17 protein-coding genes and 3 pseudogenes are annotated in these 13,723 nt (G+C 67.7%); 10 read left to right on the top strand and 10 right to left on the bottom strand.

From position 1 onward, the window contains the following. Nucleotides 1-141 precede the first annotated feature (141 nt). The 4 genes and pseudogenes from ACIBVN_RS22125 (at nucleotide 142) to ACIBVN_RS22110 (ending at nucleotide 2,387) form a co-directional block, all read left to right on the top strand. Nucleotides 142-537, top strand: coding sequence for a hypothetical protein (locus ACIBVN_RS22125; protein ID WP_397139122.1), 396 nt, complete (start codon nucleotides 142-144; stop codon nucleotides 535-537). Nucleotides 538-640: 103 nt separating this feature from the next. Further along, nucleotides 641-1,036 (top strand): annotated as a pseudogene (locus ACIBVN_RS22120) (IS5/IS1182 family transposase); the annotation flags it as partial. A 314-nt stretch (nucleotides 1,037-1,350) separates the two neighbouring features. Continuing rightward, nucleotides 1,351-1,617, top strand: a complete 267-nt coding sequence (locus ACIBVN_RS22115) for a hypothetical protein (RefSeq protein WP_397139120.1) — start codon at nucleotides 1,351-1,353, stop codon at nucleotides 1,615-1,617. Further along, nucleotides 1,559-2,387: pseudogene (locus ACIBVN_RS22110) on the top strand (helix-turn-helix domain-containing protein). The gene ACIBVN_RS22115 and the pseudogene ACIBVN_RS22110 overlap by 59 nt, the downstream one beginning before the upstream one ends. Nucleotides 2,388-2,410: 23 nt before the next feature. On the opposite strand, the gene ACIBVN_RS22105 reads toward ACIBVN_RS22110, so the two are convergent. Together ACIBVN_RS22105 and ACIBVN_RS22100 are read right to left on the bottom strand one after the other, a co-directional pair. Then, nucleotides 2,411-2,950 carry a GNAT family N-acetyltransferase gene (locus tag ACIBVN_RS22105; protein ID WP_397139118.1) on the bottom strand — a complete coding sequence of 180 codons (540 nt, stop codon included), beginning with the start codon at nucleotides 2,948-2,950 and terminating at the stop codon, nucleotides 2,411-2,413. Nucleotides 2,951-2,986: 36 nt separating this feature from the next. After that, nucleotides 2,987-3,367, bottom strand: a complete 381-nt coding sequence (locus ACIBVN_RS22100) for a hypothetical protein (RefSeq protein WP_397139407.1) — start codon at nucleotides 3,365-3,367, stop codon at nucleotides 2,987-2,989. Here ACIBVN_RS22100 and ACIBVN_RS22095 point away from each other — a divergent pair. Then, a complete protein-coding gene (locus tag ACIBVN_RS22095; RefSeq protein WP_397139417.1) occupies nucleotides 3,293-3,505 on the top strand; it encodes a hypothetical protein in 213 nt (70 codons plus the stop codon). The genes ACIBVN_RS22100 and ACIBVN_RS22095 overlap by 75 nt on opposite strands. On the opposite strand, the gene ACIBVN_RS22090 is transcribed toward ACIBVN_RS22095, so the two are convergent. Next, nucleotides 3,483-5,081, bottom strand: a complete 1,599-nt coding sequence (locus ACIBVN_RS22090; protein WP_397139405.1) for a WD40 repeat domain-containing protein — start codon at nucleotides 5,079-5,081, stop codon at nucleotides 3,483-3,485. The genes ACIBVN_RS22095 and ACIBVN_RS22090 overlap by 23 nt on opposite strands. Before the next feature lie 33 nt (nucleotides 5,082-5,114). Then, a pseudogene (locus ACIBVN_RS22085) lies at nucleotides 5,115-5,447 on the bottom strand (hypothetical protein); the annotation flags it as partial. 291 nt (nucleotides 5,448-5,738) lie between these two features. Between ACIBVN_RS22085 and ACIBVN_RS22080 the strand changes: the two are divergent. From ACIBVN_RS22080 to ACIBVN_RS22060, 5 genes are all read left to right on the top strand, one after another. Then, nucleotides 5,739-6,095, top strand: a complete 357-nt coding sequence (locus tag ACIBVN_RS22080) for a YciI family protein (protein WP_397139116.1) — start codon at nucleotides 5,739-5,741, stop codon at nucleotides 6,093-6,095. Beyond that, entirely contained in the window at nucleotides 6,095-7,255 is a 1,161-nt protein-coding gene (locus ACIBVN_RS22075; protein ID WP_397139114.1) for an RNA polymerase sigma factor, read from the top strand. Before ACIBVN_RS22080 ends, ACIBVN_RS22075 begins: the two co-directional genes overlap by 1 nt. Before the next feature lie 77 nt (nucleotides 7,256-7,332). Then, nucleotides 7,333-7,773 carry a YybH family protein gene (locus tag ACIBVN_RS22070; protein ID WP_397139112.1) on the top strand — a complete coding sequence of 147 codons (441 nt, stop codon included), beginning with the start codon at nucleotides 7,333-7,335 and terminating at the stop codon, nucleotides 7,771-7,773. Nucleotides 7,774-7,803: 30 nt separating this feature from the next. Further along, nucleotides 7,804-8,175: a DoxX family protein gene (locus ACIBVN_RS22065; RefSeq protein ID WP_397139110.1), complete on the top strand. Its 372-nt coding sequence runs from the start codon at nucleotides 7,804-7,806 to the stop codon at nucleotides 8,173-8,175. A 168-nt stretch (nucleotides 8,176-8,343) separates the two neighbouring features. Next, nucleotides 8,344-9,684, top strand: a complete 1,341-nt coding sequence (locus ACIBVN_RS22060) for an FAD-binding oxidoreductase (RefSeq protein WP_397139108.1) — start codon at nucleotides 8,344-8,346, stop codon at nucleotides 9,682-9,684. 198 nt (nucleotides 9,685-9,882) lie between these two features. On the opposite strand, the gene ACIBVN_RS22055 is transcribed toward ACIBVN_RS22060, so the two are convergent. The 6 genes from ACIBVN_RS22055 to ACIBVN_RS22030 all read right to left on the bottom strand — a co-directional run bounded on the left by ACIBVN_RS22055 (nucleotide 9,883) and on the right by ACIBVN_RS22030 (nucleotide 13,557). Further along, nucleotides 9,883-10,854, bottom strand: a complete 972-nt coding sequence (locus tag ACIBVN_RS22055) for a hypothetical protein (protein ID WP_397139106.1) — start codon at nucleotides 10,852-10,854, stop codon at nucleotides 9,883-9,885. Beyond that, entirely contained in the window at nucleotides 10,851-11,162 is a 312-nt protein-coding gene (locus ACIBVN_RS22050) for a hypothetical protein (protein WP_397139104.1), read from the bottom strand. The genes ACIBVN_RS22055 and ACIBVN_RS22050 overlap by 4 nt, the downstream gene beginning before the upstream one ends. After that, a complete protein-coding gene (locus ACIBVN_RS22045; RefSeq protein ID WP_397139102.1) occupies nucleotides 11,159-11,500 on the bottom strand; it encodes a YbaB/EbfC family nucleoid-associated protein in 342 nt (113 codons plus the stop codon). The genes ACIBVN_RS22050 and ACIBVN_RS22045 overlap by 4 nt, the downstream gene beginning before the upstream one ends. 340 nt (nucleotides 11,501-11,840) lie before the next feature. Beyond that, complete coding sequence (locus ACIBVN_RS22040) at nucleotides 11,841-12,905, bottom strand: hypothetical protein (protein ID WP_397139100.1); 1,065 nt, start codon at nucleotides 12,903-12,905, stop codon at nucleotides 11,841-11,843. Next, nucleotides 12,902-13,207 carry a hypothetical protein gene (locus ACIBVN_RS22035; protein ID WP_397139098.1) on the bottom strand — a complete coding sequence of 102 codons (306 nt, stop codon included), beginning with the start codon at nucleotides 13,205-13,207 and terminating at the stop codon, nucleotides 12,902-12,904. Before ACIBVN_RS22035 ends, ACIBVN_RS22040 begins: the two co-directional genes overlap by 4 nt. Next, nucleotides 13,204-13,557, bottom strand: a complete 354-nt coding sequence (locus tag ACIBVN_RS22030) for a YbaB/EbfC family nucleoid-associated protein (protein WP_397139096.1) — start codon at nucleotides 13,555-13,557, stop codon at nucleotides 13,204-13,206. Before ACIBVN_RS22030 ends, ACIBVN_RS22035 begins: the two co-directional genes overlap by 4 nt. Between the last annotated feature and the right edge of the window lie 166 nt (nucleotides 13,558-13,723).

Raw genomic sequence — 13,723 nt, 5'->3', positions numbered from 1 at the left:
TGTTGCGGGATCTGGGGCGGGTGGAGGAAGCCAAAGCGTTGGAATGATCTCTAGTTCGTACAGCAGCGCGGTACCGGCCCTGTCTCCGCTGCGACGGAAGCCGAGTTCAAGGAGCTCTTCGAGCTCTATTCCGGCCAGAAGGTGTACGTCGACGAGGCGGGCCATCTGCTGGAGGATGGCTCCACGAACGTGCGCCTACCTCGCGTCAAGACGGAGGAGTTCTACAAGGACCGACTCCACCCCTACGGCGGGACGGGCAGCTCGGAGGGAATCCGCCCTATCATGCTCGCCCCCCAGACCGCCGAATTCGTACGTCGTACCGCAGAGATCATCTGCTCGTTTGAGATCAGCGAAGACGACTCGAATGAGTACGACGAAGACGAGGGAACCTCCGCCGACATCACCATCGAATTGAGCGACCCGCGCTATCGCGAGCACCTCACCAAGGGCACGTCCTTCCATACGGCCTTCACCGGCCATCTCCCCTTCACAGAGATTCGGCCGGACCGAGTTCGAAGTCGCCCAGCCCGCACGTGAGGGGGGCGTGCCACACGGTGAGCATATCGGGTGCTCGGCAGGCGTAAAGCCCCTAGTAGAAGGGGTCTTGACGAGAGATCAACTTTAGAGCCAGAGGCTTCACGTGCCCTCCAGTGCCACATACTCGGCGACCCTTCAGGTACGCCGCGAGACCATGCTGTTCCTGTCCGCCCAGCTGCGCGCCGAGCGCCGCCGTCGGGGCACCCGCCGAGGCCGGCGTGCGCTCGGTTGCTTCGCCCAAGCGCTACTCGTCTTGCGCTGGTTTCTGGACAACACCCGGATCAAGCAACTCGCGGCCGATCACGGCATCAGCCACAAGACCGCCTACCGCTACCTGCACGAGGGCATCGACGTCCTTGCCGCCAAGGCACCTGAGCTGCGCCAGGTCCTGCAGGACGCCACGAACACGGGCCTGACACAAGTCAACCTCGACGGCATAGTGATCGCCATCGACCGGGTGAGCACTCCCGGGCCCAACGGGGACGACCTCTGGTGGTCGCTGGTTCCCCGGACCTTGATATGAGATGCGTCTTTTGACCTGTGGCGATGTGTTGGAGATATGTCTCCGAAGCGGCAGCGGCGCCGGATCAAGCCCACAGGCCGCCGATGTCGCCGGCCGTTTGCGGATGGGAAAGAACAGGGCCCCGGTCCGGCCCTGTGGACGGCGCGAGCTAGAGCGCCATCTCCGGTTGAGCCTGTGTTGCTGTTAGTGTTGGCGACCTCAGATCCGCAACCTTCTCCCGATGGTCTTGAGGGCCCAAGCTGAAGCACATGCTCGGGCTGTGGGGGAAGGCGCAAGATCTCCGTTGACAGTTGGAGAGTCTTGCCAGGGGTGAAATCAAGCGGATCAAGAGCGCGCCGGAATCCGGCCAACTGCGGCTGCTGACCGTGGTCAGTGCGCGGAAGGACGCCGGCAGCAGCCCGACTGGGATCGTCGGACGGAGCCTGGCACGGCAGTTGCTCGCCGTCGGCGATCGCGTGCGCGTGATCGCCGAGTCCGACCAGTTGGCCGACTGGCCTGATGCGGTCGAACTTGTCGAGGGGTCCATCACCCGGCCATGGGAGTGCGCCGAGGGCTGAGCCTGTCCGTGTGCGCGGACTGACCGACCAGGAGAGGCAGAAGCTGCAGCAGATCGTGCGGCGGTGCAGTACGAGTTCGGTGCGCTATCGGCGCGCGATGATGCTGCTGTCCTTGGCCGGCGGGAACCGTGTTCCGGTGATCGCCCAGCTGGTGCAGGCTGACGAGGACACGGTGCGGGATGTGATCCACCGGTTCAACGAGATCGGTCTGGCCTGTCTGGACCCTCGGTGGGCGGGAGGCCGTCCCCGCCTGCTCAGCCCTGACGACGAGGACTTCGTCGTCTTGACACCTTCCAGCGCACCAAGACCTGGAAGGAATCGCCCGACCCGGATCGCGACGCCAAGCTCGACCGCATCGAGCAAGTGCTGGACCGCTTCCCCGACCGCGTCTGCGCCTTCGACGAGTCCGGGCCGCTGGGGATCCGGCCCACCGCGGGCTCCTGCTGGGTCAAGCAGGGCAAGCGCGACCGCCTGCCGGCGACCTACCGCCGCACCCCACGGCGTCACCTGCTTCCACGGCTGCTACTCCCTCGGCGACGACCGCCTCTGGGGCGTCAACCACCGCCGCAAAGGCACCGCCAACACTGTGACCGCGCTGAAGTCCGCGCCGCCCGGCCCGACGGCGCCCCGATCTACATCATTCTGGACAACCTCTCCGCCCACACCGGCGCGGACGTCCGCCGCTCGCCGCGCAACGCAGGGAACGCGCCCGCATCCGCAGCGAGCAAGGCATCCGCTGGGGCGGACGCCCCGTCGCCGCCGCAGCCTGATCAAACGACCCTCGCGGAGAACGTCAGATCCTCGCACTACGGGCGATGCGGTACAGCACGTTCGGACGCAGTGGCCCTTCGGGCTCGGTGGGGTCGTCGAAGTCGTCGGCCGGGTCCCGGGTCATGCCGATCCGGCGCATCACCGCCTGGGAACGAAGGTTGGTGGCCGTTGTGACAGCGAGGATCTCAGGAAGCTCAAGAGCGTCAAAGCCGTGGGCCAGGACTGTCAGCGCAGCCTCGGTGGCGTAGCCCTGGCCCCAGGCCGAGCGGGCGAGCCGCCAGCCGATCTCCACTCCTGTGAACGGCATGTGGTCGTCCACTTCATCCAAGCCTGCGAAGCCGATGAACTCGCCCGTGGCCTCCACCTCAACCGCCCACCACCCGTAGCCTCGCTGGTCGAACTCGGCCTGAAATCGCGACACGGAGGCATCGCTCTGTTCGCGGGTAAGCAGGTCGCCCAAGTGCTCCCGGACCTCGGGATCGGCATTCATCGCCGCCCACGGTTCAAGGTCGGAGTCACGCCAACGGCGCAAGATGAGGCGATCGGTACGCAGTTCAGCCATGCTGCCCAGCCAATATGAGCTCTGGCCCCGAGGCAATCACTTTTTCTGCTGCGTGACACCGCCACCCAGAAACACAGATCGCTCCCAGGGCGAACGAAGCGACCACCGACCCGGCGAACCTAGGCCAAGCTCCGAGCTGCTGATGCGGTTTGGGTTTACCGCCCATCCGGGGTTCAAATCCCCGATCCGCCGCAGGCGCAAGGCCCTCTCCCAGATCTTGGGAGAGGGCCTTTTTGATCTTTGAGAGCGTCGCAGTCGCAGGCTTGCAACGGCTGGGGATTTCCCCAGAGCGCGGAGGCGAGCCGCTCCCCTGCATCGCGTGTCAGGGGTGTGGAGACGTGGGTGTATCGCTCGGTGGTGGTCACGGGTGTGGCCGAGGACTTGCTGAACGACGCGGATGTTCACGCCCTGCTCGATGAGGAGCGTCGCGGCGGTGTGCCGGGCGTCGTGGATTCGGACGTCCCGGATGGTGTCCATGTCGATGTACGACCAGCGGCGCCGCAGGGCCTCGCCCTGGCGAACCATGCCATGGTCAGCTCGATCGAGTTGCGGTGAGTACGGCGATGTCACGGTCGAAGCAGACGATGATGTGGCCTTGTGGGGTGGCAGCGACGGCATTGACCAAGTCGGGGAATTCGATGTCCGGGCTGATCTTGTCGAAGGTGGTGAGGCTCCATGCCGCTACCGTTCTGTGGCTGGCGGCAACTGCGATGGGGTGGCCGTCGACCGTGGTGGCGGCGAGTGCGCCCACGGTTCCCGTGGAAAGTTGGCCGATCTGCTGAGCGGTGGCGACGTCCCATACCTTCATCGGTGGGTCGCGCCAGTCATCGTTCGTGGTGATGGCGATGGGTCGTCCGTCCACGATGGTGGCGGCCACGAGCCGTACCGGTTTGCCGTTGCTTCCGGCGGTCTGGAGTCCGGTGTCGCGGTTGATGGTGAGGTCACGGACCCGGAAGCCGCCGCCCCACCGTCCGAGTAGGGCGACGGGCTGGTCGTCGAGCGTGGTGGTGGCGAGGTCGTGTACCCATCGATGGTCGCTCTTGCGGGGGTTGCCGGTCTCTTCGCCGGTGCGGAGATCCCATACCCGGATGGTCTTGTCGTCGCTGGCGGTGATGGCCCGGGGTGGGTCGCCCGTGTTGTCGGCCGCGACGGCGGTTATCGGGCGGCTGTGGGTGGTCAACGGTGCTCCGGCCGCTTTCCCCAGTGTGAGGTCCCAGAGTAGGACATTGCCGTCCTTGCCTCCGGTGATCGCCACCGCGCGACCGTCCACTTGGGTCGCGGCCACAGCAGTGACGGGGCCGGTGTTGTCCGTGAGTGGCCGGCACACCTGATCGCCGGTGTCCAGATCCCATACTCGTACGGTTTCGTCATCGCTGGCGGTGACCGCCACCGGCCGGCCAGCCACTGAAGTGGTGGCCACCGCCGTGATCGCGGCGTCGTGGCGAACTGGTTTGTCGGCCGGTTCGCCGACGACCAGATCGCACACCCGGACCGACCCGCCGTCGCAACTCGACACCACCACCTGCCGGCCATCCACCACTGCCGTCGCCACCGCGTGCACCGTGCGGGGATGCTGAGGGAACAGCTCACCGACCAGCTCGGCCGTTTCCAGGTCCCACACCTGGATGGTCGGCTCGTCGGAGTTGCAGGTGATCGCCACCAGTCGGCCGTGCACAACCGTGGTCGTCACGGCCTCCAGGTCCGCAGATCGGGGGAGGTCACCGACCGGAAGTCCGGTGGCCAGGTCGGACACGCGTGTGGTCGTCCGGTAGCCACCGGAGACGACCACCAGATGGCCGGAAGCCAGCTCCGCGACCGCAACCGCGCCCACGTGCCCACTATGGCCAGTGAACGGGCTACCCACCGGATCACCGGTATCCAGGTCCCATACGCGGACCGTTCGGTCGCCGCCCGTGACAGCTACCCAGCGGCCGTCCAGCACCGCGGTCGCCACCGCGTACACCGGGCCGGTGTGGCCGCGGATCGGTGCCATCACCTCCTGCCGCGTTTCCAGATCCCAGACCCGTACCGTCGTGTCGTAGCAACCGGCGACCACCACCTGGCGGCCATGGCGTTCCGCGATCGCGAGGGCCTCCACACTGTCAGCCTGAAGGGGGAACGGCTCACCCACCGGCCTACCGGACGCGAGCTCCCACACCCGTACGGTGTCGTCGTCACCACCGCTGACCACAACAGGGCGACCGTCCAGAACTGACATCGCCAGCGCCCGCACCGCGTTCGTGTGACCAGCCCATGAGGCGCCGACCCGCTCGCCGGTTGACAGATCCCAGACCCGTACGGTGTCGTCGCCGCCTCCGGTGACCGCTACGGCACGGCCGTCGAAGACCGCGGTCGTCACCGCCGCCACCCAATTGGTGTGACCGTCGGTGCTGCCTAACGGCGGGCATGACGTCACGCCCTTCGGCAGCAGACTGGTCCAAGTCTGCCGCACACGCCAGGCAGCAGGACGAACAACCGGACCCTCGTGGCGGGACATTGACGACATGCCGCGCATGGTAGTTGCTGGCACCGGGACGCGTCTCCAAGAAGCCCCGGGGTGGTCGTCTTCCCGGGTGGCGGTGCGTGGCCGGAGCCGGCGGGGCCCATGGACAACATGGGACGCCCAGGGCCCACGGCACCGACCCCGCCGACAAGACCCACTCCACTGCTCGTCAGCCCTCTAGAACCCTCGCAGACCCAGGCACTGGGGTTCGGGTGTCCTAAAATTACTGGACATTCCGATTGTGTCCCCTGCGCGGATGCCCGCTCGTCGTGCACGTGCGAGCCCATGACCCCGGAGGTCGCGATGCAGTACGCCCTCTTGATCTACACCGAGCCGGGCTATCACGAGGCGTTGTCCGATGCGGAACGCGAGCAGGCCTACGCGGACTATTTCGCGCTGGCCGACGACCCCCGGTACGGCATCGGCGCGCAGCTGCAGCCCGTCGAGACGGCGACCACCGTGCGGATGGTCGACGGCCGGAGGCTGACGACCGACGGTCCCTTCGCCGACACCAAAGAGGTCCTCGGCGGCCTCTGCCTGATCGAGGCGGCCGACCTGGAGGAGGCCCTCGACCTGGCGGCGCGCATCCCGGCTGTCCGGCTCGGCGCCGCAGTCGAGGTAAGGCCGCTGGTGAAGTGCTGATGCCGCTCGATGCGGTTTTCCGGGATGAATGGGGCAGGGTGCTGGCCTCACTGGTCGGCTATCTCGGGGATTTCGACAAGGCCGAGGAAGCCGCGCAGGAGGCGTTCGCGATCGCGGCGGAGCGCTGGCCCATATCGGGAACGCCGCCCAACCCGGGGGCGTGGCTGGTGACCACGGCGCGCAACCGGGCGATCGACCGGATCCGCCGCGAGCGGACCCTGGCGGAGAAGATCCCCCTGCTGACGGTGCCGGAGGCCGCCGTTGAAGAGCTCGACGAAAGCGTGATCAAGGACGAACGGCTCGAACTGATCTTCACCTGCTGCCATCCCGCGCTGCCGCTGGAAGGGCAGGTGGCACTCACCCTGCGCGCCCTCGGAGGCCTGCGAACCGCCGAGATCGCCAGGGCGTTCCTGGTCTCCGAGGAGACCATGAAGCGTCGGCTGACCCGAACCAAAAGCAAGATCAAGGCGGCCGGGATGCCGTTCGAGGTACCCGATGCCCGCCAGCTTCCGCAGCGCCTCGACGCGGTGCTGACCGTCATCTACCTGATCTACAACGAGGGCTATGGCGGCCGCGTCGACCTTGGTGCTGAGGCCATCCGACTGGGCCGATTGCTCACCGGACTCCTGCCGGACGAACCCGAGGCGCACGGGCTGCTCGCGCTGATGATGGTCCACCACGCAAGGCGGCAGGCCCGCTTCTCCGGCGAAGACCTTGTACTGCTCGACGATCAGGACCGCTCGCTGTGGGACATGCGCCAGATCGAAGAGGGACGGGCGGTGCTCGACCAGGCGCTCGTTCTCGGCGGGCGCGGCGCCTACGTCCTGCAGGCCGTGATCGCGTCCCTGCAGACACACGAGCCGATCAATTGGCGACAGGTCGCCGAGCTGTACGGGCGTCTGGTGGAACTCACCGGTTCGCCGGTGGTCGAGCTCAACCGCGCGGCGGCGCTCGCCCAGGCAGGCGACCCCGTCGCCGCGCTGCGCGCCGTCGACGGCCTTGCCCTGCACGACTACCTCTACTTCCACTCCACTCGTGCCGAGCTGCTGCGGCGTCTCGGCCGCGATGAAGAGGCCAGAGCGGCGTACGGCAAGGCGCTGCAGCTGGCCACCTCGACGCCCGAGCGCCGATTCCTCACGCGGCGGCTCGAAAACATCTGAGCCGGATTGTCCCCCCGGCGGGTCCTCGTTCGTCGCCTGGATGTCAGCGACGAATTCGACCCCAAGGAGGGGTAGCGATGCCAACGCAGCGCGAGATGGACGAGGCCGAGATCCGCGGGCAGATCGACAAGATCGTCGCAGGGCTGCGCGCCAAGGATCTCGAGGGACTGAAGCAGGCTTACTCCACGGACATCGTGTCCTTCGATATCGAGTCGCCGCTCCAGGATGTGGGGATCGAGGCGAAGCTCAAGAACTGGGCGAAGGTGTTCACGCTCTTCGAGAGCGTGAACTACGAGATCCGCGACCTGACGGTCACCGCGGGCGATGAGGTGGCATTCGGGCACGCCTTCGGCCGGCTCAGCGGCAAGTTGAAGGGCGGGCCGGTGACGACCGGCATGTGGGTGAGGGTCACCTTCGGCTTCCGGAAGATCGACGGCACCTGGCGGATCACGCACGACCAGGTCTCGGTGCCGCTCGACGTCCAGAGCGGCAAGGGCATGACCGGCCTCGAGCCCTGACCGCCGCAGGACAACGGGAGACAGCCCTCGATGAACATCTTCCTATGGATCCTCCAGGTCCTTCTGGCCGCCATGTTCGCCATGTCCGGCCTGGAGAAAGCCACCCAGCCATGGGACAAGCTGACCGGAAAGTACCCGTGGATGGGGGACGTCCCCCAGGCGGTGGTGCGGCTCATCGCCGTGCCGGAGCTGCTCGGCGCGGTCGGCCTGATCGTCCCCGCCGCCACCGGGATCGCACCGATCCTGACGCCGATCGCCGCGACAGGGCTGGCGATCCTGGCGATTCTTGCGACGGCCATGCACATCCTCCGCAAGGAGCGCTCCGGCATCGCGGTCACGGTCGTCTTGTTCCTGCTGACCGCGATCGTCGCCTGGGCCCGGTTCGGCCCCTACGGCTGGTAGCCACCAGCGACCAGACCGTCGCGCCGGCCTCCGTGATCGCCACGTCAACGCCGGCAACCGGCTCAACGTGATCGTGCGCGGCCCGGGCGGCCCCTGTGAGCGCGGCATGTTCGCCGGCAGGGCCAACTGACGGTCCGAGTTACAAGATTCTCCTACGGAAGGAACATCATGAGTTCCGCGTTTGAAAACCCTCGCCGTGACTTCGGCGGGGACATCATCGAACCGGGTGCGGCGGACTACGAATCGGCCAGCCGCTCGATGCTGGTTTCGGGTAGTCCGGCCTTTGTCCTGCGGCCGGACAGCGTCGCGGACGTGCAGGCCGGTGTCAGATTCGCCGTCGGCACGGGGCTTGTGCTGTCTGTACGAGGCGGCGGCCATGGCTTCGCGGGCTTTGCCACCAACGACGGCGGCGTCGTGCTCGACCTCGGCAAGCTCGCGAGTGTGGAGATCATCGACAAGGAACGTCACCTTGTGCGGATCGGCGGCGGCGCTACCTGGGGTCAGGTCGCGGACGCGCTGGCCCCGCACGGCCTGGCGATCTCCGCGGGCGACACCAGGAGCGTCGGTGTCGGCGGGCTGACGTTGACCGGTGGCATCGGGTGGAAGGTCAGGAAGTACGGCCTGGCTCTGGACAATGTGGTCGCCGCGGAGGTGGTCACCGCCGGCGGCGACCTGCGGCGGGCGAGCGCGACGGAGAACCCGGAGCTGTTTTGGGCGCTTCGCGGCGGCGGCGGCAACTTCGGGATCGTGACCGCCTTCGAATTCGTCGCACACCCGACGAAGGACGTCTTCTTCGGCACGATCACTTTCCCGGCCTCCGAGGCGGCCACCGTGCTCCAGGGCTGGGCGGACCACCTGCGCACCGCACCCGAGGAGCTCACCTCCATCGCGGAGCTCGCCAACCCCTTCACCGGCGGGCCCGACGCGCCGGTCGAGATCCAGGTCGCCTTCGACGGCGATGACCCCGAGCTCGCCGCCCAGGCCCTCGATCCGATCCGCCGGCTCGGTACGGTGATCGGCGACGACGTCGCGCTCAAACCGTACGCGGACGTGCTCGTGGACTTCGGGCCCCCGCCGCCCGGCATCCAGCTGGTCACCCGAAGCGCGTTCGTCGACACCGCACCGGTGCCAGAGGTGCTGCGGATCCTTGCCGAGGTCGGGGCATCGCAGTCCCCGCCGAAGATCTCCGTCCGCAGCGTCGGCGGTGCGGTGTCCCGGCTTCCCGGCGACGCCACCGCCTACGCACACCGCCAGGCGGAGCTGATGTTCGTGACCACCACCATTGGCCCGCCGCCGGTCATCGAGGCCGCCCGTCCCACCCTGGAAGCGATCTGGGCCAGACTCGCGCCTCACGTCAGCGGCGCCTACGCCAACTTCCTCGCCACTGCCACCGAGGAGGACGTCGCCGCGATCTATCCGCCGCACACCTACCAGCGGCTCGCGGCGGTCAAGCGCCAATACGATTCCGGCAATCTGTTCTCCAGAAACCACAACATCCGTCCGCTGTAAGCCCTGGACGCACAGGCAAAGTCGTCTGTCGCGTCCCAGGCCGCCGTTCGGCGGTCTCCTCCTCCCGGATAGCCGGCGCCCGGCTTGTCCGACCTCGACGGCTGCCGCAGGCTTCCCGCGCTGTAGCGAGTGCCCGTCCACCAGGACCTGCGCCGCATTCGGTGGGGCAAGCAGCCCGATCCCGGCCACCTCGCCCGCCTAGCCTGGGGAGCCTTCCCGGCCGTCGTAGCGCTGGGCGAGCTCCCGCAGGCGCTTGCTCAGCCGCTCGTGTTCGCCGGCCAGGCCGTCGGCCTCGAACCGGAGCTGGCGGAAGCGCGCGGCCTCCTCGCCGCGCGTCACGGCCAGAGTGTCGTCGATCTGGCGGCGGGCCATCCCCAGCCGCTCTCCCGCGTGGCCGACCAGCTCGGTTTGCTCGCGCAGGCCGTTGCGGGCGGCCACCATGGCCTCCCGGTCGGCGGGCGACAGAAAGGGATGCCGGTTCCAGCCGCTGGTGTAGCGGACGGTGTAGTCGTGCTCGTTGTGCGGGTAGCGGTCCCGCGTGGCGGCGATCGCCTGCCTGATGCGGACGTGGCTCACCTCCAGCGTCTCGCGTGCCTCATTGGCAGCGCGCTGCACGGTATCCAGGGTGCCGCGCACCGCGTCGACGTGCAGCCGGACGATGTTCTCGGGGGTCGGCCCGCCGCCCGGGCGGGCAGACCCGCCCGACCGTGGCGAATGCTGCTTCTTCAGCCGGTCGAGTAGCTCGACGATCTTGCGCATGGCCAGCTGCATCTGGCCGTCGGTGCGCAGGGCGGCGGCCTGCACGGCGGGCACCGACTGGGGGGCCACCTGGCGGGCGATGCCGGCATAAGCGGCGTAGAACAGGTAGGCCGCCCCGCCCGCCGCCGCGACCAGCGCCGCCGCCTCAACTCCGCCGCGCGCGATATCCATCCGCCGGCCCAGGTCGGCGGCCCGCATGGCGGTGGCTGCCGCGTGCGCGTCGAACGCCTGCGCCGCCGGGCCGGCCTCCTCGCGGGCGGACCGCTGGGCGATCGCCATCTCGGCCTCCCGGTCGCGGTGCAAGCCCGCGCCCCGCGCCAGCACCGTGAGATGGTCGCCGGCCGGCACGTCACGCGGCCGCTCGACCGGCAGCAGCGGCCCGCCCATCGCGACCAGCGGGTCGTCGCTCATGCCTGCATCCGGCGCACGGCCTCGGCGTACTGGATGATGGCCAGCTCGGTGGCGGCGTTGCCACTGGCCATCACGATCTGCCCGCCGGCCGCCAGGCGGGTGCGACCGTGCAGGTCCTCGGACTCCTCCAGCATGTTCCGCAGCAGCGCCTCCAGCGCCACCCCGACGTACGGCAGCATCCCGGCGGCGGCCGCGGCGGCGCCCAGCGACCGGTTGAACTCCTCGTGCTCGTCGACCAGCGTCTGCACCGCTTGCCCGGACCTGGCCCGCCCGTCGTTGTCGTGCACTATGTCCGGGATCTCGCTCACGGTCCCTCCAGTCGCCTCAGCAGCTCGTCGAGCGAGGCGTTCATCTGGGAGAAACGGCCCAGTGCCTCGGCCTCGAACTCGTCAAGCCGCCTCGCCATGGTCTCCGGCGCGAGGGCGGGTGGCAGGTCGTCGGCGGGCTCCCCGACTCGTGCGAGCCGGTCCTGTTGCGCGGCCCGTACGGCGGCCAGCACCTGCTCCTCAAGTTCATGGGAATCGAGCCGGAGCGCCCGCGGGGCGATGCGCACGCGCTCGACAAGGCCGTCGGCGCCGACTGTGGCACCCACCAGCCCGCGTGCCGCCTCCCCGAAACCACGGGGATCCTCGCCTTCGGAAGCCATGTGCCTGCCTCAACAGCTGTGACCTTTGTGGCGATTTCATGTATAGCATCCTGGTCGGGCGCTCGTCAGGAGCGACGCTCTCCCGGCCCCGCGGCTCAGCGCCGATTGCGGTCAGGCCGCACCCGCGGCTCAGCGCCGATCGTCGTCAGGCCGCACCCGCGGCGTCCTGGATCGGCGATTGGTTGCGGAACGCGGGCTTGGCGTCACTCGACCAGGTGGCCGGTCGGCATCGCACAGAGCGGAGCATCCGTCTCGCCGCCGTGGGAGCGCCGACCGGCCTGCGCATCTCGTCAACGATCACGGGCGGAGGTCGCGAACGTGAACGTCTAGTGGTGTTCGGTCAGCTGAAATCGAACAAATGGTTGATCTGTGCGTATGGCCAGTTGAACTTGTCCGGATTGACTCTGTGGCTGTAGCCCTCATAGTCGGGCCGTTCGTAGTGAAGGCGATACCAGGCCGCGTCCCGCGATCGCTCATCTTCGGTCCTCGTGTCGTCATAGCCAGAGCCGTCGCCGAAACGGCCGTCATTCCCTTTGGCCACATCGATGTGGCGGATGAAGTCCCGGGCGAGACTGTTACCGCTCTCCCAGGTGCCGAAGTCCTGCGCGCCGAGGATGAGGACGTTGGTGTTGGGATAGTACCTGGACCTGTAGGAAACCGAGTGGAGCTCGTTCCTGTAGATCACGGTGATGTCGTGCTCTTTGGTGTAGGCGAGTGCTGCGCGGCCTTCCTCCGTCTGCCTCAGCGATTGCTCGGTGAGGTCGCGGGCTTCCTCATTGTTGTCCCAAGGGGTAGCGAGCCCCGCTGTGACGAAGGCGGGGATGCTGGCCAAGCCCGTGATGTACGTGACCGTTCCCAGGTTTCCCATTTTCGCGGTGGCCCCGAGCAAGGTCTTCGCGTGCCTCAACGCGGCGACTGGGTTGCGGCGGATGTTCTCTTTGATGCCGGTGAGCGCCGTATACATACGCTTTCTCACACTCGCGATGTACATCCTGCTTCCCGCCGTACCCACCGCAGGGCCGAGGGCGAAGTAGCGGTAGAGCGCGATCACCAGGGCGATCAACGCGGCGATGACGTACAGTCTCCAGACCACCTTCAAGGCGACCAGGAGCATCGTGGCCGTGCCTGACATCGCGGCAGCCATGCCGCCTTTGTCCGCCTCGGCCTGGGCGACTCGCACGTGGTCCTCGGAGGCCGTCATGTCGTCGCTCAGGTTGCCCGCCGTGCGAACATGGGCGACTGCCTCGTTCGTGCCGGTCTGGCCATTCTTGGCCTCGGTGGCGACGTCCAGAGAGGACGAGGCCCCCTGGAGGCGGTTGAGGTCGGCGCCATGGCTCCCTAACGGCGCCACGTCAGCGACGAAGCTGTGGGCCCAGCGAAGGATGTCGGGTAGTTCTCCGCTCACGATGCTCCCCCGTTGGCGTGTTCAGCCTCGACGTAGGTGCGTTCCGAGGTCACGTGCTTGGCCGCCATGCCGCGCAGTTGGGTGACAACGCTCTCGAAGTGCTGCCCCAGCTGATCGGTGAGACCGGTGTGCTCGGCGTCGAACTCATCGCTCAGCTCGTCACGCGTGCCGACGGATCGAGCCACACCCGGCATCGCGAGGGTGACTGCCTGCGCAAGGCGGTCGGCGACTTCGGCCAGGCCTTCGGCGGTACGGACCCGGGAGCCGAAAGCCACGTCAATTCCATCGAAGTTCTCGCTCATTGCTGCATCAAGCGATCCAGGCGCAAGGTGAGCCCGTTGACGGTGGAGAGGAGCTCGTTCATGTCCGCTTGAGTGTCGGCCTTGACCTTTTCAATCAGGTCGTTCAGCTCCAGCGGGTCCTGCTTCAGCACGTCGGGGATGGCCTGGGTGGCCCGTTCCTGGGCCGCTTCGCGGGCACGGCCGAATGCCTCCATGATCGCCTCGGCCAGCTCGGTCGCGGGTAGCCGCAGGGCCCGCGGGTCGAGCTTCAATCCGGTGAGGTCGGAAGTGCCGTCCACTTCTACGCTTACGAGCCCATTCGCGGCCGTGGCGGATTCCCGCAACGCCACGAATTCTTGCAGAAAATCCATGGTCTCCCAGGCTAGGGATGCGGACCGGGATCCGTCAGGCAAGATCATTGACGTTCAGGCGAATTTCACCCAGTGTTGGCGATACTGGGCGAGCGAGGCGGGATGGAACCCCTCCGGCCGGTGGCACGCGGCCCCAGTAGAGTGCGGTGCCGTGGAGGTGGCGAAC

This window comes from Nonomuraea sp. NPDC049400 (assembly GCF_044466425.1).
In the GTDB taxonomy this organism is placed as follows: domain Bacteria; phylum Actinomycetota; class Actinomycetes; order Streptosporangiales; family Streptosporangiaceae; genus Nonomuraea.
The sequence above is the reverse complement of the archived record's forward strand: the minus strand, read 5'-3'. Positions and strand labels throughout refer to the sequence as shown.

Excerpts from the sequence above, each read along its gene's own strand:
- ACIBVN_RS22035 (WP_397139098.1), bottom strand. The coding sequence starts at position 13,207 with ATGAGCGAGAACTTCGATGGAATTGACGTGGCTTTCGGCTCCCGGGTC.
- ACIBVN_RS22060 (WP_397139108.1), top strand. The coding sequence starts at position 8,344 with ATGAGTTCCGCGTTTGAAAACCCTCGCCGTGACTTCGGCGGGGACATC.
- ACIBVN_RS22045 (WP_397139102.1), bottom strand. The coding sequence starts at position 11,500 with ATGGCTTCCGAAGGCGAGGATCCCCGTGGTTTCGGGGAGGCGGCACGC.
- ACIBVN_RS22065 (WP_397139110.1), top strand. The coding sequence starts at position 7,804 with ATGAACATCTTCCTATGGATCCTCCAGGTCCTTCTGGCCGCCATGTTC.
- ACIBVN_RS22070 (WP_397139112.1), top strand. The coding sequence starts at position 7,333 with ATGCCAACGCAGCGCGAGATGGACGAGGCCGAGATCCGCGGGCAGATC.
- ACIBVN_RS22075 (WP_397139114.1), top strand. The coding sequence starts at position 6,095 with ATGCCGCTCGATGCGGTTTTCCGGGATGAATGGGGCAGGGTGCTGGCC.
- ACIBVN_RS22030 (WP_397139096.1), bottom strand. The coding sequence starts at position 13,557 with ATGGATTTTCTGCAAGAATTCGTGGCGTTGCGGGAATCCGCCACGGCC.
- ACIBVN_RS22105 (WP_397139118.1), bottom strand. The coding sequence starts at position 2,950 with ATGGCTGAACTGCGTACCGATCGCCTCATCTTGCGCCGTTGGCGTGAC.
- ACIBVN_RS22080 (WP_397139116.1), top strand. The coding sequence starts at position 5,739 with ATGACCCCGGAGGTCGCGATGCAGTACGCCCTCTTGATCTACACCGAG.
- ACIBVN_RS22055 (WP_397139106.1), bottom strand. The coding sequence starts at position 10,854 with ATGAGCGACGACCCGCTGGTCGCGATGGGCGGGCCGCTGCTGCCGGTC.